At 70.4% G+C, this 22,512-nt stretch carries 19 protein-coding genes and 2 riboswitches; of the genes, 12 read left to right on the forward strand and 7 right to left on the reverse strand.

Features of this window, described 5'->3' with window-relative positions:
* Positions 1-32: 32 nt before the first annotated feature.
* The 4 genes from VYL96_RS15850 to VYL96_RS15865 are packed head-to-tail and all read left to right on the forward strand — an operon-like array spanning position 33 to position 3,747.
* Complete coding sequence (locus VYL96_RS15850) at positions 33-1,031, forward strand: ABC transporter substrate-binding protein (protein ID WP_131885921.1); 999 nt, start codon at positions 33-35, stop codon at positions 1,029-1,031.
* Between the two features lies 1 nt (position 1,032).
* Positions 1,033-2,187 carry a FecCD family ABC transporter permease gene (locus VYL96_RS15855; RefSeq protein WP_131885922.1) on the forward strand — a complete coding sequence of 385 codons (1,155 nt, stop codon included), beginning with the start codon at positions 1,033-1,035 and terminating at the stop codon, positions 2,185-2,187.
* Positions 2,184-2,966 carry an ABC transporter ATP-binding protein gene (locus VYL96_RS15860; protein WP_131885923.1) on the forward strand — a complete coding sequence of 261 codons (783 nt, stop codon included), beginning with the start codon at positions 2,184-2,186 and terminating at the stop codon, positions 2,964-2,966. Before VYL96_RS15855 ends, VYL96_RS15860 begins: the two co-directional genes overlap by 4 nt.
* On the forward strand, positions 2,959-3,747 hold the full coding sequence (locus VYL96_RS15865; protein WP_007632686.1) for a (2Fe-2S)-binding protein: 789 nt from the start codon (positions 2,959-2,961) through the stop codon (positions 3,745-3,747). The genes VYL96_RS15860 and VYL96_RS15865 overlap by 8 nt, the downstream gene beginning before the upstream one ends.
* A 60-nt stretch (positions 3,748-3,807) precedes the next feature.
* On the opposite strand, the gene cobA is transcribed toward VYL96_RS15865, so the two are convergent.
* The 4 genes from cobA to VYL96_RS15885 all read right to left on the reverse strand — a co-directional run bounded on the left by cobA (position 3,808) and on the right by VYL96_RS15885 (position 10,735).
* Complete coding sequence (cobA, locus tag VYL96_RS15870) at positions 3,808-4,578, reverse strand: uroporphyrinogen-III C-methyltransferase (protein WP_131885924.1); 771 nt, start codon at positions 4,576-4,578, stop codon at positions 3,808-3,810.
* On the reverse strand, positions 4,578-5,408 hold the full coding sequence (gene cobF / locus VYL96_RS15875; RefSeq protein WP_243699715.1) for a precorrin-6A synthase (deacetylating): 831 nt from the start codon (positions 5,406-5,408) through the stop codon (positions 4,578-4,580). The genes cobA and cobF overlap by 1 nt, the downstream gene beginning before the upstream one ends.
* The gene (cobN, locus tag VYL96_RS15880) at positions 5,398-9,150 is read right to left on the reverse strand and encodes a cobaltochelatase subunit CobN (RefSeq protein ID WP_207913573.1); all 3,753 of its coding nucleotides are present in this window, start codon (positions 9,148-9,150) and stop codon (positions 5,398-5,400) included. The genes cobF and cobN overlap by 11 nt, the downstream gene beginning before the upstream one ends.
* Before the next feature lie 72 nt (positions 9,151-9,222).
* Positions 9,223-9,416: riboswitch (cobalamin riboswitch) on the reverse strand.
* Between the two features lie 62 nt (positions 9,417-9,478).
* The gene (locus tag VYL96_RS15885; protein ID WP_243699716.1) at positions 9,479-10,735 is read right to left on the reverse strand and encodes a M23 family metallopeptidase; all 1,257 of its coding nucleotides are present in this window, start codon (positions 10,733-10,735) and stop codon (positions 9,479-9,481) included.
* 160 nt (positions 10,736-10,895) lie between these two features.
* On the opposite strand from VYL96_RS15885, the gene VYL96_RS15890 reads away from it, so the two are divergent.
* From VYL96_RS15890 to VYL96_RS15905, 4 genes are all read left to right on the forward strand, one after another.
* Complete coding sequence (locus VYL96_RS15890) at positions 10,896-11,789, forward strand: ferredoxin-like domain-containing protein (protein WP_131885925.1); 894 nt, start codon at positions 10,896-10,898, stop codon at positions 11,787-11,789.
* A gap of 20 nt (positions 11,790-11,809) precedes the next feature.
* A riboswitch (cobalamin riboswitch) is annotated at positions 11,810-11,884 on the forward strand.
* A 73-nt stretch (positions 11,885-11,957) separates the two neighbouring features.
* The gene (locus VYL96_RS15895; RefSeq protein ID WP_131885926.1) at positions 11,958-12,623 is read left to right on the forward strand and encodes a precorrin-8X methylmutase; all 666 of its coding nucleotides are present in this window, start codon (positions 11,958-11,960) and stop codon (positions 12,621-12,623) included.
* On the forward strand, positions 12,620-14,203 hold the full coding sequence (locus VYL96_RS15900) for a precorrin-2 C(20)-methyltransferase (protein ID WP_243699717.1): 1,584 nt from the start codon (positions 12,620-12,622) through the stop codon (positions 14,201-14,203). The genes VYL96_RS15895 and VYL96_RS15900 overlap by 4 nt, the downstream gene beginning before the upstream one ends.
* A gap of 119 nt (positions 14,204-14,322) precedes the next feature.
* Positions 14,323-14,784, forward strand: coding sequence for a MaoC/PaaZ C-terminal domain-containing protein (locus VYL96_RS15905; RefSeq protein WP_120285759.1), 462 nt, complete (start codon positions 14,323-14,325; stop codon positions 14,782-14,784).
* A 138-nt stretch (positions 14,785-14,922) separates the two neighbouring features.
* Here VYL96_RS15905 and VYL96_RS15910 read toward each other — a convergent pair whose 3' ends face one another.
* Both VYL96_RS15910 and VYL96_RS15915 read right to left on the reverse strand, forming a co-directional pair.
* Positions 14,923-16,005 carry a sensor histidine kinase gene (locus tag VYL96_RS15910; protein WP_120285758.1) on the reverse strand — a complete coding sequence of 361 codons (1,083 nt, stop codon included), beginning with the start codon at positions 16,003-16,005 and terminating at the stop codon, positions 14,923-14,925.
* 92 nt (positions 16,006-16,097) lie between these two features.
* Complete coding sequence (locus VYL96_RS15915) at positions 16,098-16,790, reverse strand: winged helix-turn-helix domain-containing protein (protein WP_096907287.1); 693 nt, start codon at positions 16,788-16,790, stop codon at positions 16,098-16,100.
* A gap of 313 nt (positions 16,791-17,103) precedes the next feature.
* On the opposite strand from VYL96_RS15915, the gene VYL96_RS15920 reads away from it, so the two are divergent.
* Together VYL96_RS15920 and VYL96_RS15925 are read left to right on the forward strand one after the other, a co-directional pair.
* The gene (locus VYL96_RS15920) at positions 17,104-18,606 is read left to right on the forward strand and encodes a multicopper oxidase family protein (RefSeq protein ID WP_120285757.1); all 1,503 of its coding nucleotides are present in this window, start codon (positions 17,104-17,106) and stop codon (positions 18,604-18,606) included.
* A 60-nt stretch (positions 18,607-18,666) separates the two neighbouring features.
* Entirely contained in the window at positions 18,667-19,305 is a 639-nt protein-coding gene (locus VYL96_RS15925; RefSeq protein ID WP_120285756.1) for a DUF305 domain-containing protein, read from the forward strand.
* Between the two features lie 216 nt (positions 19,306-19,521).
* On the opposite strand, the gene VYL96_RS15930 is transcribed toward VYL96_RS15925, so the two are convergent.
* A complete protein-coding gene (locus tag VYL96_RS15930; protein WP_143337690.1) occupies positions 19,522-19,734 on the reverse strand; it encodes a hypothetical protein in 213 nt (70 codons plus the stop codon).
* Positions 19,735-19,773: 39 nt separating this feature from the next.
* Between VYL96_RS15930 and VYL96_RS15935 the strand changes: the two genes are divergently transcribed.
* Both VYL96_RS15935 and VYL96_RS15940 read left to right on the forward strand, forming a co-directional pair.
* The gene (locus VYL96_RS15935; RefSeq protein WP_096905717.1) at positions 19,774-21,714 is read left to right on the forward strand and encodes a heavy metal translocating P-type ATPase; all 1,941 of its coding nucleotides are present in this window, start codon (positions 19,774-19,776) and stop codon (positions 21,712-21,714) included.
* A gap of 5 nt (positions 21,715-21,719) precedes the next feature.
* Positions 21,720-22,316: a CueP family metal-binding protein gene (locus VYL96_RS15940; RefSeq protein ID WP_206473584.1), complete on the forward strand. Its 597-nt coding sequence runs from the start codon at positions 21,720-21,722 to the stop codon at positions 22,314-22,316.
* Positions 22,317-22,512 lie beyond the last annotated feature (196 nt).

Consider the following 22,512-nt stretch of genomic DNA (forward strand, 5'->3'; position numbering starts at 1 on the left):
GTCGACCACACGACACGATCCGAGGTCTGATCATGTTCCGTCACCACCCCAGAACCGCGCTGGCCGCGCTGCTCGTGACCGGCATCGCCCTCGCCGGTTGCTCACGCGGCGAGGCGCTCGAGAGCGGCGGCGCGGCCGAGCCCTTCGCCGAACCCGTCACCATCAGCAACTGCGAGCGCGAAGCCACCTACACCGGACCGCCGCAGCGCATCGTCTCGATGAACGACCACGTCACCGAGACCCTCATCCAGCTGGGTGCGGGCGACCGGATCGTCGGGATGGGTTACGGCGATCAGAACGACGTGCTGCCGGAGGTCGCCGACCAGTTCCACGCCATCCCGTCGCTGGCCGAGGAGTACCCCACCTGGGAGCAGATCGTCGACCTCGAGCCCGACCTGGTGGTCGCGGGCATGCGCAGCGCGTTCGACGAGAAGGAGGGCCGCAGCCGCGACGCCCTCGAGTCCGCCGGTATCAACACGTTCCTGTTCTCGGAGTACTGCGGCGAGGGGTTCCCCGACCTGTCGATGCTCGAGACGGACTTCTCCCAGCTCGGTCGTGTCCTCGGCGTCGAGCAGGGGGCACGTGACCTCACGGATCGGATCCGTGGGCAGGTCGAAGACGTCCGCGCCACGCTCGACGCGGCGGGCGTCACCGGCATCCCCACCTTCTTCTACGACAGCGGCGAAGCCGAACCCATGACGATCGGCGGTGTGGGCATCGGCCAGCTCATCGGCGAGTACGCGGGCGCGGACAACATCTTCTCCGAGGGCGACAAGCCGTACCTCAAGACCACCTGGGAGGTCCTCGGCGAGCGTCAGCCGGAGGCGATCGTCGTGCTGGACTACGGCGCGACCAGCGCGGACGACAAGATCGCCTACCTGCGCGCGCAGCCCGTCATGGCCACCACCCCGGCCATCCGGGAGGACCGGATCGTGGTGGTGCCGCTGGCGGACTTCTTCGAGAGCTCGCGGATGGCGACCTCGGTGGAAACCATCGCCCGCGAGCTGCACCCGCACGCGTTCGGGCAGTGACATGACGTCGGTAGCCGAGAAGCCCGATCGCCGCGAGGGCCGCCGCCCGCCGGCCCGGGCAGGGGCCGACCCCGCCGTCGTGTCCTCCTCCGACATAACGGACCCCGCCGGCACCGCACCCAGCGGCCGCCGGCCCCTCGCGCTGATCTGCCTGCCGCTGCTGGCCGTACTCGTGGTCGCGATCGCGGCGGGCGTCTCGCTGGGCTCGGTGTCCATCCCGATCGGGGACGTGTGGGCGATCGTCGCGCACCGCCTCGCCCCGGGTTCGTTCGAGCCGTGGTGGACCGACGCCCGCGAGGCGATCGTCCTCGAGTCGCGGCTGCCCCGCGCGCTCATGGCGGCGGCGGTGGGCGCGTCCTTGGCGGTGGCGGGCGGCGTCGCGCAGGCGGTGACCCGCAATCCACTCGCGGACCCGTACCTCCTCGGGGTCTCCTCGGGCGCGGGCTTCGGCGTCGTGGCCCTCACGGTCCTCGGGGTGGGCGCTGGCGTGTGGGGCGTCTTCACCCTGCCCATGGCCGCGTTCGTCGGCGCGCTGCTCCCGCTAGCCGGGGTGGTGCTGGTGGCCCGCCGCGCCCACGACACCACCGCCATCGTGCTGGTGGGGGCGGCCATGACGATGGTCTTCGGCGCGCTCAACACCTTCACGCTGCTGGTCCTGGGCGACGACCATCAACTGGGCACGGTCATGCGGTGGCTGGCCGGAGGGTTCGGCGACGCCGGGTGGGCGATGGTCTGGGCGCCGATCGCGATCCTCGCCGTCGCCGGCACGGTGGTGATGCTGTGCAGCCGCCACCTGGACCTGCTCCTCACCGGCGACGACGGCGCCACCGCGATGGGCGTCAACGTACCCCGGTTCCGGATCGCGATGCTGCTGCTCGTCTCGCTGCTCACCGCGGGCGCCGTGGCGGTGTCAGGGACCATCGGGTTCATCGGCCTGCTCATCCCGCACCTCGCGGGCTTCCTCACCGGCCGGACGTCCGCGCGCCTGCTGCCCACTGCCGCCCTGCTCGGCGCGGTCGCCCTGGTCCTCGCCGACATCGCCGCGCGTGCGGTAAGCGAGGGCGCCGAGCTGCCGGTCGGTGTCATCACGGGCGTCGTGGGCGGGCCGGTGTTCCTGGCGATGCTGTGGCGCCGCTACGGGAAGGCGTCGATATGACCACCCTCAGCGCGAACCGTGTCTCCGCCCGCCTGGGCGGCCGGCAGATCCTCGACGGCGTCGACCTCACCGTGACCCCCGGCCTGGTCACCGCCCTGGTCGGGCCGAACGGCAGCGGCAAGACCACCCTGCTGCGCGCGTGTTACCGAGCGCTGCCCACCACGGCGGGTCTCGTCACCATCGACGGCGCGGACATCAGCTCGCTGCGCCGCCGTACGCTCGCCCGCGCGGTGGGGGCGAGCACGCAGGAGCCGGTCTCGCTCGGCGGCATCACGGTCCGCGAGTCGGTGCGCCTGGGCCGGACGGTCACCCGCGGGCCGTTCGAGCCGCTCGGCGCCGATGACTCCGCGATCGTCGAGGCCGTCCTCGCGCGGGTCGGGCTGACCGGGCTGGCCGACCGGGACGTGCTCGCCCTGTCCGGCGGGGAGCGGCAGCGGGTGTCGATCGCGCGCACCCTCGCCCAGCAGCCCGACGTCCTCCTGCTGGACGAGCCGACCAACCACCTCGACCTCCACCAGCAACTGTCGGTCCTGGCGCTGTTGCGCGAGCTCGCGGCCGGCGGCCTGGCGGTGCTGCTCACGCTCCACGACCTGCGGATGGCAACCGAGTACTGCGATTCCGTCGCGGTCCTGCACCGCGGGCGGCTGGTCGCGACGGGCGCGCCGGAGGAGGTCCTGGACGCCGCGGTGCTGCGGGAGGTGTTCGGCGTGCGCGGCCAGGTGCGGGCGGGGCCGGACGGTCGCCGCACCCTCGACGTGGTGGGGCTGGCCGATGCGTGACGGAGCGGTGGGTGGCGCGAGCGTGGGTGGGGAGCCGGTGGGTGACGACGGCGACGACGACGATCTCCGCACCCCCGGCACGGTGGCAGCCGCGTATGCGGGCGCCTGGGCCCTCCTCGGCGACTTCGCCCGCACCATCGAGCACGCCTCAACCGTCCTGCCCGGGGAGGTGCTGACGGACCCGCGGTGGCTGGCCCGGCGGGTGGAGGACACCGGCCGGCGCTGGAACCATGACGATCCGCGGGTGAACGGGACTTTGTGGTGGTATTCGGCCAGCTCAACGCTGGTCGCGGCGCCGCTGGCGATGCTGCTCGCCACCGGACGCGCGCCCGATCCCCGCCCGGGGCGGCTCAGCGTCTCGCTGCAGCCGAACGGCTATCTCCACTCGGCGCGGTCTGATCGACTCCTTCCGTCGGTCGCGGCGTTCGCCGACGCGCTGGTGGAGGCCCACAGCGAGGTGATCGCCGCCCTCGCGGAGGTCTCGGGCGCGGCACCGCGGGCGTTGTGGGCGATCGCCACGGACTCCATCGCCAACCGCGCGCTCGAAGCAGGCCGCGCGACTGGCGAGGAGGACCGCGGCGTCACGCTCGCACTCGCGGTGTGCCGGCCACCGCTGCTGCCGGCCCGTTTCATCGACGTGGAGGGCCCGGAGCGGACACGGCGGTTCGTCCGCCGCAGTTCGTGTTGCCTCATCTATGTGGCGACCGACGGCGGCAAGTGCGCGAGCTGCCCGCGCCGCGCCCCGGACGACCGACGGGCCGAGCTCATCCGGCGGGCCTAGCTTCTCGAGCGACGACCACCCCGGGCCGGTCGGCGCTCCCGTGGAACTCCACTTGCCCGATCAGGGGAAGAGCGGCCCCGTCACCAGATCCCCCGCCAGCGCGGCGACCGCGCCGATCACCGTGATCGCGGGCGGCGCGACCTGCGCCTCCGCCGCCTGTCGCGCGATCGTCGCCAGCGTGCCGTGCAGGATGCGCTGGGCCGGGGTCGAGCCGTTCTCGATCAGCACCGCCGGGGTGTCCGCGGGCATCTTCTCGGCCAGGAGTTCCGCGGTGATCGCGGGGAGGGTCGTCACCGCCATGAGCAGCACTAGCGTCGTCCCGGACCTGGCGAGCGCGCCGTAGTCCAGAGTCGACTGCGGATCGCCGGGCGGGACGTGTCCGGAGATCACCGACACTCCCTGCGAGAGCCCACGGTGCGTGGCCGGGACCCCGACGAGCGCGGGCACTGAGAACGCTGAAGTCACGCCCGGGATCACCGTGACGGGCACTCCTGCGGCCGTGCACGCGAGATGCTCCTCGGCGCCGCGACCGAACAGGAAGCTGTCGCCGCCCTTGAGCCGCACCACGGTCCGGCCGCGGCGGGCCTGCTCCACGAGGATCCGGTTGATTTCCTCCTGCGGGGTGGCGGGACCGAACGGCACCTTGCCCACACCGATCACCTCGATGCCCGGATCGAGCTCGTCGAGGATCGACACCGGCCCCAAGCGGTCGGTCACCACCACGTCCGCGCTGCGGACGGCGTCGAGGCCGGCCACGGTCATGAGCCCCGGATCCCCCGGCCCGCCGCCGACCAACACCACCCGGCCGGTGCACTCGATCTCACCCGTCATCAGGCCGTCGTCCCTTCTCTGCGTCGCAGCAGATACACGTCCATCACCCAGCCGAACTCGGCGCGCAGCCGCTCGCGGTGGGCACGCAGGTCACCCAGCACGTCGCCGACGCGGCCGGCCACCAGCGTCTCGCCGCCGTCGCCGAGGTTGCCGCCCCACCAGATGTGCCAGTCGGCCAGCTCGTCCGGCGGAGGCTCGGCGTTGAGCATCACCACCACGTTGTCCGCGCCAGCGGCCACCACCTCGCGCAGCCTCCGGCCGGTGGTCACGGTGACGGTGCCGCCGATCTCGTGCAGGACCAGTCGGTGCCGGGCGGCCAGGACCTGCAGCGCGGAGATCCCGGGCAGCACCTCCACGTCCAGCGCCAGGCGGCCGCGCTCGGTGATCCGGTCGAGAATCCGCAGCGTCGAGTCGTAGAACGCCGGGTCGCCCCACACCGGGATCGCCACGTCGCCAGGCCGCGCGGCGATCGCGCGCTCCCACGCCAGCGAGCGCGCCTCATGCCAGTCCTGAACCACGCCGAGGTAGTCACCGTGGGTGGAGGTCGACGACCACGAGCGGTCCCTCTCCGGATCGGGCACGCCCACCAGCTCCACGTCCGGGGCGTGCCGGGCGAGCAGCCGCGCGCGGAGATCGACCAACGCGTCGGCCGGGCCCTTCACGGCGGCGAGGGCATAGGCGCTCGCGCGCAGGGCCTCGGCGGCCTCGATGGTGATCTGGTCGAGCCCACCGGAGCCGATGCCCACCACGCGCACGCGCCGACGCGCTCCGCCGGGCGGGTGCGCCGGAGGCCTGTCCCCGTCGGCGCCGGGGATGCTCTCACTCGCCATGGGAGTCCTCGAGATCGCCCTCGACGTCGAGGTAGACCTGCCGCATCTGATCCATGACCTCGGCATTCGGCTCGGCCCACATGCCGCGGTCGGCGGCCTCGGAGAGTCGCTCGATCATCCCGCGCAGCGCCCACGGGTTGGACTGGCGCAGAAAGTCCTGCGTCTTCTCGTCGAGGACGTACTCGCGGGCCAGGGTGTCGTACATCCAGTCCTGCACCACGCCGGCGGTGGCGTCGAACCCGAACAGGTAGTCCACGGTCGCGGCGAGTTCGAACGCGCCCTTGTAACCGTGCCGCTGCATGGCGGCGATCCAGCGCGGGTTGACCACCCGGGCCCGGAACACCCGCCGGGTCTCCTCGGCCAGGGTCCGGGTGCGGATCGCGTCCGGGGTGGTGGAGTCGCCCACGTACGCGCGCGGCTCGGCGCCGGTGAGCGCACGCACGGTGGCGATCATCCCGCCGTGGTACTGGAAGTAGTCGTCCGAGTCGGCGATGTCGTGCTCGCGGGTGTCGATGTTCTTGGCGGCGACCGCGATGCGCCGGTAGTTGATGCGCATGTCGTCGGCGGCGGGCACCCCGGCCAGGTCGCGGCCGTAGGCATAGCCGCCCCAGCGGGTGTACACCTCGGCCAGGTCGCGGTCGTCGCGCCAGTTGCCCGCCTCGATGGTCTGCAGGATCCCCGCGCCGTACGACCCGGGCGCCGAGCCGAAGATGCGGGTGGTGGCCCGCCGCCCATCGTGGTGCTCGGCCAGGTCGGCGCGGGTGTGGGCGGCGACGTAGTTGAGCTCGTCCGGCTCGTCGAGCTCGGCGACCATCCGGACGGCGTCGTCGAGCATCGCGATGACGTGCGGAAACGCGTCGCGGAAGAAGCCGGAGATCCGGACCGTCACGTCGACGCGCGGGCGCCCCAGCTCCTCGGTCGGGATCACCTCGAGGCCGGTGACGCGGCGGGAGGCCTCGTCCCACTCCGGGCGCACGCCCAATAGGGCCAGCACCTCGGCGATGTCGTCGCCCGAGGTGCGCATGGCCGAGGTGCCCCAGATCGACAGCCCCACCGAGGCCGGGTAGGAGCCGGTCTCCTCCAGGTGCCGCTCGAGCAGCGAGTCGGCCATGGCCTGGCCGGTGTCCCACGCCAGTCGAGACGGGATCGCCCGCGGGTCCACGGTGTAGAAGTTCCGCCCCGTGGGCAGCACGTTGACCAGGCCCCGCAGCGGGGATCCCGAGGGGCCGGCCGGGATGAACCCGCCGTCCAGGGCGTGCATGACTGCGTCCAGCTCGTCGGCCGTGCCGGCCAACCTCGGTACGACCTCACGGGCGGCGAAGCCGAGCACCTGCGCCACCTCGTCGTCGTCGCCCCCCAGACCGTCCCCACGGTCCCCGGCGTCACCGGACGCACCGGCCCCACGCATCTCGGCCAGGACCTCGGGCACGGCGGCCACGTCCCAGTCGCGCGCCTCCATGGCCTCCACCAGCGCGCGTGCTCGCGCCTCGACGCGGTCGACCTCCTCGGTCGGCGCGCCCTCGGCCAGGCCGAGCGCGCGGCGCAGGCCCGGCACCGCGCCGGACTGCCCGCCCCACACCTGGGACGCGCGCAGGATGGCCAGCACCAGGTTGACCCGCGCCTCGCCGTCGGGCGCCTGGCCCAGGACGTGCAGGCCGTCGCGGATCTGGACGTCCTTGATCTCACACAGCCAGCCGTCCACGTGGAGGAGGAAGTCGTCGAACTCCTCGTCATCGGGACGCTGCTCCAGGCCCAGGTCCTCGTGCATGTGCGCGGCCTGCATGAGGGTCCAGATCTGCGCGCGGATGGACGGCAGCTTGGCCGGGTCCATCGCGGCGATGTTGCCGTACTCGTCGAGCAGCTGCTCGAGCCGCGCGATGTCGCCGTACGACTCCGCGCGGGCCATGGGCGGGACCAGGTGGTCGACGATCGTGGCGTGCGCGCGGCGCTTGGCCTGCGCGCCCTCGCCCGGGTCGTTGACGAGGAACGGGTAGATCAGCGGCAGATTGGCCAGGGCAGCGTCCGTGCCGCAGTCCGCGGACAGCGCGGCGTTCTTGCCGGGCAGCCACTCGAGCGAGCCGTGCTTGCCCACGTGCACCACGGCGTGCGCGCCGAAGCCGTGGGCGAGCCAGCGGTAGGCGGCCAGGTAGTGGTGGGACGGCGCGAGCTCGGGGTCGTGATAGATCGCCACCGGGTTCTCGCCGAAGCCACGCGGCGGCTGGATGAGCAGCACGACATTGCCGGCGGCGATGGTGGCCAGCACGATCTCGCCGGCATCGTTGACGAACAGCTGGCCCGGCGCCTCGCCCCACGCCTCGACCATCTCCGCGCGCAGGGTCTCGGGCAGGTCCGCGGTCCAGGCCAGGTAGTCCTCGGTGGAGATCCGGACGTGGCTCTCGGTGAGCTGGGCCGTGGTGAGCCATTCCTCGTCCTGCCCGCCCGCGTCGATGAGGGCGTGGATGAGGGCGTCGCCGGCCTCGGTGTCGGTGGCGTAGGCGTGCTCGTCTAGGAACGTCGCCACCGGACCGTCGGCGGGGCCCAGGTCGTAGCCGTCTTCGCGCATGCGGCGCAGCAGGCGGATCGTGGAGACGGGGGTGTCCAGGCCGACAGCGTTCCCGATCCGCGAGTGCTTGGTGGGGTACGCCGAGAGGACGAGGGCGACCTTGCGCTCGGCCGGCGCGACGTGACGCAGCCTGGCGTGGGCCACGGCGATCCCGGCGACGCGGGCGCAGCGCTCGGGGTCGGCGACGTAGCGGGGCAGGCCGTCGGAATCGATCTTCTTGAACGAGAACGGCGCGGTGATGATGCGCCCGTCGAACTCCGGGATCGCGATCTGGTTGGCCGAGTCCAGCGGGTTGACGCCGTCGTCGGAGTCGGCCCAGTCCTCGCGGCTCCACGTCAGGCACAGGCCCTGCAGGACGGGGATGTCCAGGGCGGCGATGCGCTCGACGTCCCAGGCCTCGTCGTCGCCGCCCGCGCTCACCGCGCCCGGGGTGGTGCCGCCCGCGGCGAGCACGGTCACGATCAGCGCGTCGAGGGTGCCGAGGGCGTCGAACAGCTCGTCGGGGGCCGAGCGCAGGGAACCGGCGAAGATCGGCACGCCCACCCCGCCGGCGGCGTCGATCGCGTCGGCCAGCGCGTGCGCGAAGCCGGAGTTCCCGCTCACCTCGTGGGCGCGGTAGTAGAGCACGCCCACGTAGGGGCGGCCGCGGGGGCCGCCCGGCGACTGGTCAGACCCGCCCGCGTTCTCCCAGGTCGCGTCGCGCGAATCGCGGCGTTTGTGACCACTCGCCGCGGAGTCGGCGCCCGGCCGCTCCGGCATCCCCCACACCGGCACGTTCTCCGGCGGCTCGAACCCGGCGCCGGTGAGCAGCACGGTGTCGGCCAGGAACGCGTGCAGCTGCGCGAGGTTGCCCGGGCCGCCCTCGGCGAGATAGCGGTGCGCCTCGGCCGCGGTGCCGATCGGGACCGTGGACAGCTCCATCAGGTCGGCGTCGGGGGTCTGCTCCCCACCCAGGACCACTACCGGGACGCCCGCGCCGAGCACGGCGGCGAACCCGGCCTCCCAGGATCGTCGGGAGCCGAGGATGCGGACCACCACCAGGTCGGCGCCGTCGAGCAGTGCGGGCAGATTCGCCTCGACGTCGAGTCGGGACGGGTTGCCGAGCGTGAACGCCGCGCCGGATTCGCGCGCGGAGAGCAGGTCTGTATCGGAGGTGGACAACAGGGTGATGCGGGGCACGTCGTGCTGTGCCGAGGCGTCATCAGGGGACGCCGAACGCCGGTCGGGGCGCATGTTCTTCTCCAAACCCTCGTGGAACTCCTCGCCGTGGCCGGTCTCCTGGCTTTCGCATCAACGCCGCGCGACCGACCTTCCCGGACCCGTGGATCCAGTGGTCTCCGACCCGTGAGGGACGGACGAGGGCCGCGAGACTCCGCGACTACAGTGGCGAGGGCCGCGCCGGCTTTTCCTCCGGCTTCCCGAACACCACGGCACCGGCGAGCCTATCCGGCGCACCCCGCCCGTGGCCGACCGGCTGCCTCGCGTCAGCCGGGGTCGGACATCCCGGTCAGGGGAAGTCCACCACCGCGAGGTTGAGGGGGAGCTCGTTCATCCGCGGTTCCGGCGAGAGGCTCGCCTCGTCCACGAAGCTGCCGGACAGGAAGTCGTCGGCGTCGGCGATCCGCTGCGGCGGGACCTGCCCGGCGTAGTCAAACCCCTTCAGCTCGTACGGCAGCGAGTCGGCCTCGAGCAGGCTCGGCCCGTCCATGAGCTGGAAGTGCAGGTGCGAGGCGTTGGCGTTGCCGGTGTTCCCGAGCTTGCCCAGCACCTGGCCCTCGGTCACCGTGTCGCCGGGTTTCACCGTGACCGAGCCGGAGATCATGTGTGCGTACATCGCGTACACGCCGTCACCGAGGTCGAGCACCACGTGGTTGCCGTCCACGTTCTCGACGGTGAGCTTGGAGGCCAGTTCCGGGTTGCTCGCGGGCAGGACCCCCGGCGCGTTGGCGTCCATCCCGTCGAGGACCGAGACGACGGTGGCGTCGGCGACGGCGAGGATCTCGGCGCCGTAGTCCACGTAGCTCTCGTTGTGGTTCCTGTCGCCCGTGAAGAACTCGCCCTCGTCGTTGGTGCGCTTCCAGTCGATCGCGAAGCGCTGGCTGTTGTTGAGCTTGCCGTTGACCGACATCACCGAGCTGCGGTGCGGGAACCCCGGTTCGCAACACCCGTTGAGGGCCACCCAGTTCTCGCCACGCACGGGCGGCGCGATGGCCGGCACGGTCCGGGTGGAAAAGGCGACCGGCGTCGTGATGTAGTCGATGGGCCCCGGCTCCCCGAACGCCGGCGAGGCGGCGCCGGTCCCGTAGAGGTGGTGCAGCACCGCGTCCGGGGCCTGGTCGAGCGAGTCGAGGGTGAAGTCGATGAACACGACCCGGCTCTCCTGCGGCGGGATCTGCGCGGTGTCGACGTACCCCGCGGGCAGGTCGCGCAGGCGGTTGCAGTCACCGAAGACGCAGTCCGGGTCCACGAGAGCGGCGGCGGAGAAGCTGGCGATGACCTTGGTGGGATTGGCGCCGTCCACCACGTCGATCTTGTCCACGCTCGCCGGCACCTTGGTGGCGTTGGTGAGCTGCAGGTCGTAGGCCACGTGGTACTTGCCGTCGGTGCCCTTGAACGGCAGCGGCGGGTTGCCGATGGGGGTCATCGTCAGCGCGGTGAACGCGTCCGGGACGGTCACTCCGGCGACGGACCCGGCGGCCGGCGCTGGCGTCGTCGTGGCGGCCGATTCGGCCGCGGCGGGTTCGGTGGCGGCGTCGGCGAGCACCCGGCCGCGACCAGTGCGACTGCGGTGAGGACGGAGGCGAAAAGGGTGGGTACGCGGCGAGGTGTCACGGTGGAGCTCCGTTTCTTCAGTTGTGAAGAAAAAACTTACCCTCCGCCGTCTGGGAAAAGTACACCGGCGACGGGCTGCCACAATGGCCCCCGTGAGCATCAGCGAACCCACCCGCCGGACCCGTGGCGACCTGTGCCCGGGCGTCCTGCGGCCGTGGCCGGCTTCCGACGGCGCCCTGGTCCGTTTGCGCGTGCCGGGCGGCCGCGTGTCACCGGCGGCACTGGCCGGCCTGCACGGGGTCGCCGTGAGATATGGCGACGACGACAACGTGCACGTGACCACGCGTGCGAACCTGCAGCTGCGGGCCCTGCCGATCGGTCCGGACGGGCAGCTGCCCGGCGAGGTGGTGGCGGCGATCGCGGAGACGGGCCTGCTCCCCGCGCCCGGGCACGAGCTGGTGCGCAACGTCCTCGTCTCGCCGCTGACGGGCCTGGACGAGTCGTTTGGCGGGCAGGCCCGAGGCCGCGCGGACCTGCGGCCGGTGACCGAGGCGCTGGACGCCGGGCTGCTGGCCGACCCCGCGCTCGGCGGCTTGCCGGGCCGGTTCTTGTTCGTCCTGGACGACGGCCGCGGGGACCTGCTCGAGCGCTCCTGCGATCTGGGCCTGGTCGCCCTGGATGACGACACCGCGCAGTTGCGGGTGGGTGAACGCTGGTCCGAGGTGGTGCCGCTGGTCGACGCCGCCGACCGGCTGGTCGAGCTGGCCCGCGCCTTCGTCGACGCCCGCGGCGTCGGTCCGGACGCCCCGTGGCACGTGCGGGAACTACCAACCCCGCTCGTCGCGGCCCGCCCTGCGGACGGCCGGCTGCCGAGCCCGGCCCCGGTCCTGCCGTACGGGCCGGTCGCGGGGTCCGCGGGGCGGATCGAGCACATCGAGGCGCCGGGCGGGATCCTCGACCGCCACCTCATCGCCCGGCTCACCGGCGGCGACGTCGCCGAGCTCATCGTGACCCCGTGGCGCGGGGTGCTGACCGTCCGCGAGTAGGCTGCGGGCTGTCCCACGGCGAGGAACCCGGTGCAAGTCCGGGGCGGTTCCGCCACTGTGAGGCCCGTCGAGCCGATGGGCCCAGCCAGATACTCACCGGGGATCAGCGCGCTCCCACCGCGTCGCTGCGACTTCTCACACCGGGGCGAGAACCCCGAGGAGGACCCCATGAGTGCTGCCCTCAGGCCGCCGCGTCGCTACGACTACGTCGACGACGGGCCCGCCATCTACGTCGACTCCTTCGCGACCATCCGCCGCGAGACCGACCTGTCCCGCGTTCCGGCCGACGCCGAGCGACTCGCCGTGCGGATGGTCCACGGCACCGGCCAGACGGACCTCGTCGACGACTTGCAGGTGCATCCCGGCCTGGTCATCGCGGCGAGGTCGGCGCTCGACGCCGGCGCGCCGATCTTGTGCGACGCCCACATGGTCGCCTCGGGGATCACCCGGGCCCGGCTCCCCCGCGACAACGACGTGGTGTGCACCCTGTCCGATCCCGACGTTCGCGACCTGGCCGCGCGAATGGGCACGACCCGATCCGCTGCGGCGCTGGCGTTGTGGGGCGATCGTCTCGACGGCGCCGTCGTCGCGATCGGCAACGCCCCCACCGCCCTGTTCCACCTCCTGGAGATGCTGCTCGACGGTGCTCCCCGGCCCGCCGCGATCGTCGGCTGCCCCGTGGGTTTCATCGGAGCCGCCGAGTCCAAGGCAGCGCTCGCCGAGTTCGCCGACGACCACGGCATCGACATCCCCTTTGTCACCGTGCACGGCCGGCGCGGCGGGTCCGCGATGACCGCCTCTGCCGTCAACGCCCTGGCCCAGGACGCGGAGTGAGCGCCGGATCGCCCGCGGCCGGTGTGGCCCCCGGTCGGCTCTACGGCGTCGGCGTGGGACCAGGCGATCCCGAGTTGCTCACGCTCAAGGCCGCCCGGCTCGTCGGCGCCGCCGACGTTGTGGCTTTTCACGCCGGCCGCGGCAAGGAGTCCAACGCTCGCCGGATCGCCGCCGACCTCATCCCTTCTGGCGCGATCCAGGAGCGGCTGGAGTACCCCGTGACCACGGGCGTCACCGACCACCCGGGCGGGTACGCGGGCGCGATCGCGGACTTCTACGAGCGCAGTGCGCAGCGGCTGGGCGAGCATCTGGCCGCCGGCCGGGACGTGGTCCTGCTCTCGGAGGGAGACCCGCTGTTCTACGGGTCCTTCATGTACATGCACGACCGGCTCTCGCCGAGGTTCGAGACCGAGATCGTCCCGGGCATCCCCGCGTTCGCCGCCGCCACTGCCGCGGCCGCCACTCCCCTGGTCCGGCAGACCGACGTCCTTACCGTCCTGCCCGGCACCCTGCCCGAGCCCGAGCTCGCCCGACGACTTGCAGACACCGACGGCGCGATCATCATGAAGCTCGGCCGCAACTTCCCCGCCGTCCGGCGGGCCCTCGAGGCGGCCGGTCGGCTCGACGGCGCGGTCTATGTGGAGCGGGCGTCAACCGACGCGGAGGCACATCACCCGGTCAGCGAGGTCGACCCGGACTCCGTGCCGTACTTCTCGCTCATCGTCGTCCCCGGCGACTCTCAGCACTCCGACCCCACCGGCCGCCGGCCCGCGCAGCTCTCTGCACCCGAGGAGCCCTCCCCGGGGCGTACCGCCGGCTCGGTTGAGGAGCAGTCCCCAGCATCGCGCGGCGTCGTGCACGTCGTCGGTCTGGGCCCGGGCCCGACAGAGTGGCTGACCCCGGAGGCTTCGCAGATCCTGTCCGAGGTCGACCACGTGGTCGGCTACGCGCCGTACGTCGCCAGGGTTCCGCAGCGGCCCGGGCTGCGTCGCCATTGCTCGGGCAACACCGTGGAAGTCGACCGGGCTGCATTGGCACTGGAGGTGGCCCGCGCGGGTGAGCAAGTGGCCGTGGTCTCGGGCGGCGACGCCGGGGTGTTCGGTATGGCCTCGGCGGTCTTCGAGGCCGCGGACGATCCCCGCTTCGCCGACATCGACATCCTCGTCGCGCCCGGCGTCTCGGCCGTGCAGGCGGTCGCTGCGCGGGCCGGGGCCCCCATCGGCGCGGACTTCGCCGTCATGAGCCTGTCCGACCGGCTCAAGCCGTGGGAGGTCATCGAGCGCCGCCTCGACGCGATCGCGGCGGCCGACCTAGTGCTGGCCGTCTACAACCCGGCCTCGCGCTCGCGCACCCGTCAGGTCGCCGACGCCCGCGAGGTCCTGCTCCGCCACCGCTCCCCGACCACGCCGGTGATCGTGGGCCGTGATGTTGGGCGAACCGAGGAATCCCTCACCGTGACGACTCTCGCCGACCTCGACTGCGACTCCGTCGACATGAAGTGCCTGCTCATCGTGGGCGCCTCTGGGACCCGAGTCACGGAGTCGGGACGCGTGTGGAGTCCGAGGTTTGTGACGTCGTGAACTCTGATCACTCGAGCATCGGCTAGATCCGAAGCCAGTATTGGCTCGCCAAAGCTCGGAAGCCATGGAGGCCTCCCGCGATCTGAGGCCGGTTTGGGCCGACTACTTGGGAGGGCGACATGACCGACATCTACTACGCGGACGATCTCGAACCCGGCCAACTGATCCCACTCGGGAGCTACACCATCACCGAGGAGGAGATCGTCACCTACGCACGACAGTGGGATCCGGTGTTCATCCACACCGACCCGACCGCGGCCGCGACAACCCCGCTCGGTGGCGTCATCGCCAGTGGACTACACACCTTGGCGATCTACCAGCGCTTGGCCGTGCCCGCCTTCTGGTCCCGTTTCACGGGAGGGGTGGGACGCAGTTTCGAGATTCAGTTCCGTCGGCCGGTGCGGCCGGACACCACATTGACCGGACACCTGACAATGCAAGAAACGACTCCACGACCCGAACGCGGCGATGCGAAAGTCACCATAACCGCAGAACTCGCCGACACCAGCGGCGAGACCGTTCTCGAGCTGACCAACCATTCCGCACTCCCGCTCCGCAGCGCCGCCGCAGGCTCAGCTTGATTGCTGCCACCACACCGGAGAATCGCTGTCCGCGGCCGCGAGACTGACACCCTGGGACTAGACCGACCACTCAAGCACTGACGTGCGCGGGGAGTGCAGCGGGGTTGGGCGGACAGATGACGGGGAGGTGCAAGTTTGCTAAAGCAGTTTCGTTCCTGGCGTCTCTGCCGTGCAGGGGAGTTCGAGGGTGAATTGTGCTCCGTGGCCTGTGCCGCGGCTGCTTACTCGGATTCGTCCTCCGTGTGCTTCGACCAGTGCTCGGGTGATCGCCAGGCCGATTCCGGTGCCGCCCGCGTTTCGGCCTCGGGCGGGATCGGCTCGGTAGAAGCGGTCGAAGAGATGATCTAGGTGCTGTGCGGCGATCCCTTCCCCGGTGTCGGAGACGGTGATCGCGGCTGTGTTCGTTCTCGAACGAACAGCGCTGAGGGTGACGGTCCCTCCGGTCGGTGTGTGTCGTAGGGCGTTGTCGAGGAGGTTTCCCAGTACCTGTCCTATTCGCTCGACGTCCACCGTGACGTCGGTTGGTTCGATCTCACCCATGTGCAGCTGGACACCTTTGTCCGAGTAGCGTTCGCGTGCTGCGTTGACTGCCGTTTCCACCAGGGCTTTAGTGGTGGTTCGGGCTGGTTGCAGTCGTGTGAGGTGTTCTTCTGCATCGGAGACGTCGACAATGTCCGACGCGAGGCGTTCGAGCCGCCGGGTGGCCGCCCACAACACCTGCCTTGTGGAGTCGTCGAAGGTACGGACTCCGTCGTCCACGGCCTCGAGGTAGGAGTCGATGGTGGCCAGCGGGGTGCGCAGCTCGTGGCCCAGATCCGCGAGCATCCTTCGCCTGGTGGCGTCTGTCGCATCGAGACGCCTGGCCAGTTCGTTGACGCTGGTCGCCAGATCGTCGAACTCCCGGCCAAGTTTCGGACTCGCCATCCGGGTCTCGTAGTGCCCACGCGCTATGTCTGCCGTCGAAGTGGTAACCATGGTGACCGAGCGCTGGACCCGGCGGGTGAGGTACCAACTGGTGAGCAAGGCCACCAGGACCGCGATGGCCACCGCCAGCCCCCAAGCAAGGACTATGGCGACCGTGAAGGCTTCTTCGACGTGGGCTGCTTCGTTCGAATCGTGGTCGATGCCGGCTTGACCGAGGTGGTCGTGGAAAATGCCCGGGGCCAGGGCGGAGGCGACGAGCCACGCGCTGACCGCGCACCCGACGACCACACTGGACATGGCCAGAAGCAGGCGGGTTCCGAAGCTGAACCCAGCGACGCGTCGGCTGGTGCGGGGCCGAGTTTCAGTCGCGTCCGGCGATGGTATGTCGTTCACTGGCCGGTTCCCATGCGGTAACCAACTCCTCTGACCGTGCGTACGAAACGGCCTCGGGAGGCATCGTCGCCCAGCTTGCGGCGAAGGTGACCGATGTGGACGTCTACCAAGTGGTCATCACCCACCCAGTTCGGGCCCCACACGGCGGCCATCAGCTGGGCTCGGCTGAAGACGACCCCAGGGTCGCGGGCGAGCGCGGCGAGGATGTCGAACTCGGTGCGGGTCAGCGCGACATCGGCGCCGCCGACGGTGACCTCTCGGCCCGCGGTGTCAATAGTCAGGTCGCCGACGGTCCGTACCTGCTCCGGCGACCTGCCGTGGTCGATTTCGGTGGCGCCGGTTCGAGGTCTGCGCATCATCGCCTGGATCCTGGCCGAGAGCTCGCGCGGGCTGAACGGTTTGGTCATGTAGTCATCCGCGCCGACGGACAGGCCGATCAGCGTGTCGACCTCCTCGGTCCGGGCCGTAAGCATGACGATGTAGGCGTCGGAGTGCGTCCTGACCTGACGGCATACCTCGATCCCGTCCAGCCCGGGCAGCCCCAGGTCGAGAACGATGACATCGGGATCGATTCGACGAGCCAGACCCACCGCCTCCTGTCCGTCCCCGGTGATCGTGACATCGAACCCGTCGCGCTCGAGATAGGACCCGACCAGGTCGGCGAGGGGCTCCTCGTCATCGACCACCAGCGCCCGCGGACCGGCGTGCTGCTGGGGATGCGAACTGCGAGCGCCAGAAACGGAAGGGGGCATGCAGGCCATCTTCGCCGCAACTCCTGGAAATCCTTCACCCGAGTGGGCGCCTTGACCGAATCTTCACACGATCTCCATCCAGAACGCTCGGGTGGCCGGTCACCATGGGCGGTCGAGTCGGACACGGGAGGTACCTCATGCTCGGATGGGTCGCATTGTCGGTCGGCGCCGTGGTCGTCACCGCACTGTGGGCGTCGACCCTGCTCCTGGTCACTGCCCTGTTCGGGCCGTCGCCCTCGGCGGACGACCGGTGAAGGAGTTGTCACGGCGGGCATTTCTCATCGGTTCGGTCCTGGCCGGCGCGGGTGCGGTGACCGCCTGCAGCGAGCCGGCGCCCTCGGGGGTGCCGGTGTCGGCGTCGGATCCGGCGATCCGGGACCTGGAGGCCGAGCGCCAGCGACCAGGCCAGCAGGTGGTGAACGCTCGGCTGTCCCCGCGCCCGGTGGAGGTCGATCTCGGTGGTCTCGTGGTGTCGACCTGGGCATTTGCTGACACTGTTCCGGGTCCGGTCCTGCGGGCCCGGGCAGGAGATCTGCTGCAAGTCGAGGTGGATAACCAGCTCGACCAGGAGACGAGCGTGCACTGGCACGGCATCGCCCTGCGCAACGATATGGACGGAGTGCCCGGTCTGACCCAGGACCCGATCCATCCGGGCGCCCGGTTCACCTACGACTTCACAGTCCCCCACGCCGGGACTCATTGGTACCACTCACACTCCGGGCTGCAGCTCGACCGGGGCCTGTACGGTCCGCTGATCATCGACGATCCCGCCGACCCCGGGGACTATGACCACGAATGGATCGTCGTCCTCGACGACTGGATCGACGGCATCGACGGCACGCCCGAGGACGCCGCCGGGCGAGTGGGCATGGATGCCCCCGGCGCTCGGGGCCGGCCGATGGCCGGAATGGGGCACGGCCAGATGGGGGGCGCACGGTCCAGCAACCCGATGATGACCTCCCGGTTGCTCGGTGTCGCCGGGGACGTCCACTATCCGCACTACTTGGTCAACGGCCGAGTCCCGGCCGATCCGGTCTCGTGGACTGCCAGCCCGGGCCAACGCGCGAAGATCCGGATCATCAACGCCGGGGCGGACACGTTCTTCCGCGTCGCCCTCGGCGGACACACGATGACCGTCACCGACACCGACGGCTTTCCCACCGCTCCCCAGGAGACGGAGGCGATCCTGCTCGGAATGGGCGAGAGGGTCGACGCCGTGGTCACGCTGACAGACGGGGTGTTTCCCCTCTTCGCCGAGGCAGAAGGCAAGAACGGGTACGGGTACGCCCTCGTGCGCACCGGGGCCGGCGAGCTACCCGCCGACCCGCGCCCCGGCGAACTCGACGGACCGGTGCTGCTGGCCGCGGATCTGACCCCAGCGCCGGACTCTCGACTGCCCGGCCGAGGGCACGACCGCTACCTCAGCGTCGACATGGGCGGCAGCATGATGCCGTATCGCTGGACACTCAACGGGCAAACCCACCCCGACACCACGCCGTTGGAGGTCTCCCGCGGCGACCGGGTCCGGATGCGGCTGCGCAACATGTCCGACATGGCCCACCCGATGCACCTTCACGGTCACACCTTCGCCCTCGCCGACAGCGGGCTGCGCAAAGACACCGTCACGATCCGCCCCATGCGGACTATCGAGATCGAGTTCGACGCGAACAACCCCGGCCAATGGGCCTTCCACTGCCACAACGCCTACCACCAGGAAGCCGGAATGATGACCACCTTGTCCTACCTCGCCTGACCACCACCCGATCGACACACCACCCGATCTTGACGCCGACCCGAAAGGACATCGACCACGATGACCCGCACCACTCTGCTCCTGCCCGCAGCCCTGACCGCCGTTGCCCTGACGCTGTCCGCCTGCACCGACAGCACCGACAGCACCGAAGCCTCGCCCGCCGCGCCCACCACCGTGGCCGGCGCCACCACATCCGTGGCCGGCACCGTTGCCTCTGGCCAGGACGAGGAGCATTCGCAGGCCGACGTGATGTTCGCGCAGATGATGCTCCCGCACCACCAGCAGGCGATCGAGATGAGCGACATCATCCTGGCCAAGGACGACATCCCCGCCGACGTCGCGGCGCTCGCCGAGGAGATCAAGGCTGCCCAGGGCCCCGAGATCGCGCAGCTGACCGACTGGCTGGAGCAGTGGGGCGAGGCGACCGAACCGCAGGATGGTCACGGCGGTCACGACATGTCCATGATGGAGGGAATGCTCTCCGACGACGAACTAGAACAGCTGTCCGACGCACAGGGAGCCGACGCCGCCCGGATGTTTTTGGAGCAGATGATCGCCCATCACCAGGGCGCCATCGCCATGGCCGAGGAGGAGGTCGAAGGTGGCCGCTACCAGCCTGCGGTCGAGTTGGCCCAGACCATCATCGACACCCAGCAGCAGGAGATCGACACCATGCGCGACCTGCTCACCTCGCTCTAACCACCCGATCGCCATGGGCCACACCGGCCCGGAACGACACCCGAGACACCACACCACGCGGAGAGGAAAATCCATGTTCTCCACAACGCGCTCTGCGCTCCCGCTCACGGCCGTCAAGGAAGCGTGTTCGTGCTGCTCCACGCCCACGGACCTAGAACGAATCGCCGCCACCGGCCGTCCGCAGGCTGACGATGACGCCGCCGTGGCCGCCGGCGCTCACACGAAAGTAGCCAAATGAGTCAGCCACACGATCACCACCACCATGATCGCCGCGGCGGACCCGGTGACGGTTCGGCCGGCCGCCCCGACGAGATGGCCACCTCGGTAGCCGAACATCATCACCCGGGCGCAGCTGACGACGCGGCGGGCCACGGCCACACCGGACAGCATCACTCCGGTCATGAAGACCACGGCGGTCATGCGGGGCACGCAGACCACGTCGGGCAGTTCCGGCGGCTGTTCTGGATCATGCTCGTTTTGGCAGTGCCGGTGGTCGGCTTCAATGACATGTTCGCCGACCTCATCGGCTACCAGCTGCCGGAGGCCGGCTGGGTGTGGTGGGTCTCCCCCGCCCTGGGCACGGTGATTTATCTCTGGGGCGGTCGGCCGTTCCTGACCGGCGCGCTGTCCGAGCTCCGCGCTCGCCAGCCCGGCATGATGCTCCTGATCGGCCTGGCGATCACGGTGGCGTTCATCGCCTCCTGGGGCGCTACCCTGCGCATCCTGGATCATGAGCTGAACTTCTGGTGGGAACTGGCCCTGCTGGTGGTGATCATGCTGCTGGGCCACTGGATCGAGATGCGCTCCCTGGCGCAGACCACCTCCGCGCTCGACTCCCTGGCGGCGCTGCTGCCGGATGAGGCCGAGAAGGTCGACGATGACGACGTCGTCATCGTCTCCCCGGCCGACCTGGTGGTCGGCGACGTGGTGATCGTCCGCCCCGGTGCTTCTGTGCCCGCCGACGGCACGATCATCGACGGCTCGGCCAGCATGGACGAATCCATGGTCACCGGCGAATCCAAGGCGGTCCGCCGCGGCATCGGCGAGCAGGTCGTCGCAGGCACCGTGGCCACTGACTCCGGCCTGCGCGTGAAGGTCTCGGCGACAGGGGACGACACCGCTCTGGCCGGAATTCAGAAGCTGGTGGCCGACGCACAGGCATCCTCCTCGCGGGCCCAGCGCATCGCCGACACCGCGGCCGGCTGGTTGTTCTGGTTCGCCCTCGCATCGGCCGTGATCACCGCGATCATCTGGAGCGCTCTCGGGTTGCCGGACGCGGGTGTGGTGCGCACGATCACCGTGCTGGTCATCGCCTGCCCCCACGCGCTGGGATTGGCGATCCCGCTGGTGGTCTCCATCGCCACCGAACGCGCCGCCCGCGGCGGCGTACTGATCAAGGACCGCCTCGCGCTCGAGTCGATGCGCACCGTCGACGCCGTCCTGTTCGACAAGACCGGCACCCTGACCAAGGGCGAACCCACCGTCACCGGAATCGAATCAATAGACGGGCACACCGCCAACGAGGTGCTTGCCCTGGCTGCAGCCGCCGAGTCCGACAGTGAGCACCCGCTGGCCAGAGCCGTGGTCGGGGCCGCACAGACCCGCGACCTGACCGTGTCGAAGGCGACCGACTTCTCCTCCTCCCCGGCCGTGGGCGTCAAGGCCACGGTGAACGGCACCGTGGTCGAAGTCGGCGGCCCCCACCTGCTCGATCAGCACGGACGCAATGAACTCCCCATCGCCGACCAGTGGCGAGGCGAGGGCGCGATCATCCTGCACATCCTCGCCGAGGGCCGGGTGATCGGCGCGCTGCGGCTGGCCGACGAGATCCGGCCGGAATCCCGGGACGCCGTCGACGCCCTGCATGCCGCCGGAGCCCAAGTCGTCATGATCACCGGCGATGCTCGCGCCGTGGCCGACACCGTCGCCGCCGAACTCGGCATCGACCGGGTCTTCGCCGGGGTCCGGCCAGAAGACAAGGCCGCCAAAGTCGCCGAACTGCAGTCCGAAGGCAAGAAGGTCGCCATGGTCGGCGACGGGGTCAACGACGCGCCCGCACTGGCCCAAGCCGACGTCGGCATCGCCATCGGCGCCGGGACCGACGTGGCGATCGGCTCCGCCGGCGTCATCCTGGCCTCATCGGATCCCCGCTCTGTGCTCTCGGTCATCGAACTCTCCCGGGCGAGCTACCGCAAGATGAAGCAGAACCTGTGGTGGGCCGCCGGCTACAACCTCGCCGCCGTGCCCCTGGCCGCAGGTGTCCTGGCCCCGATCGGATTCGTACTGCCCATGGGCGTCGGCGCCATCCTCATGTCCGCCTCCACCGTCGTCGTTGCTCTCAACGCGCAGCTGCTGCGCCGTCTCGACCTCCGCCCGGACACCGTCACCACAGCGATGCAACGAGGATGAATCCGATGAACACCACCCACTCCACTCGGAGACGAGCCGCGATCGCGCTCGTTGCCGCCGCTGCCCTGACCCTGACCGGCTGCTCGCCCGGGCCCGCCGAAAATGCAGTACCCAACTGGCCTCCCGCGTCGTTGGAGCACTACGACCTCGCCGGCCTCGACGCACCCCAGATCATCAACACGCTCGACACCATGCCGGTGGCCGACAGGCCGAACGATCTGATCGCCTCGGTGCAGCCGACAGAGCTGGTCTTGACCAGTGGCGATGAGAGCCTCGAGACGATTCCTATTCCAGAGGACCAGTTCTATCTGTCAGTGGCTCCGTATTACACGAGCACCCACCCCTGCCGATTCCACAGCCTGACCACTTGCCTCGGCGAGATCGCCAACGAACAGGTGCACGTCACAGTCACCGATAACGCCTCCGGTGACACCCTCATCGACGAACCGCGCACCACCTACGACAACGGCTTCCTCGGGCTCTGGCTACCGCGAGGCATCACGGCCACGCTCACCATCGACCACGACGGCAGAACGGCCACCGCTCCGATCTCCACGGGCGACGACGACCTCACCTGCCTGACCACTATGCAACTCGCCTGACATCCCCACTCGCGCCGATATCGCCACCGACGCGGCCACCCACCGGCAGGAAGGTAGTGCGGTCAGCATGGACTGAGTATTCGCTCTTCTGAGGGCCAGTCATATCGGGCCTGGGAGCCAGCGGCGGCTTGACGCGTTGGACGCCGTCGGAGCCACCGTTATTCGGCTTCAGAGCCACCTTCTTAGGCTCCTCCCG

It is taken from the genome of Dietzia maris (assembly GCF_036287335.1).
Lineage (GTDB): Bacteria > Actinomycetota > Actinomycetes > Mycobacteriales > Mycobacteriaceae > Dietzia > Dietzia cinnamea.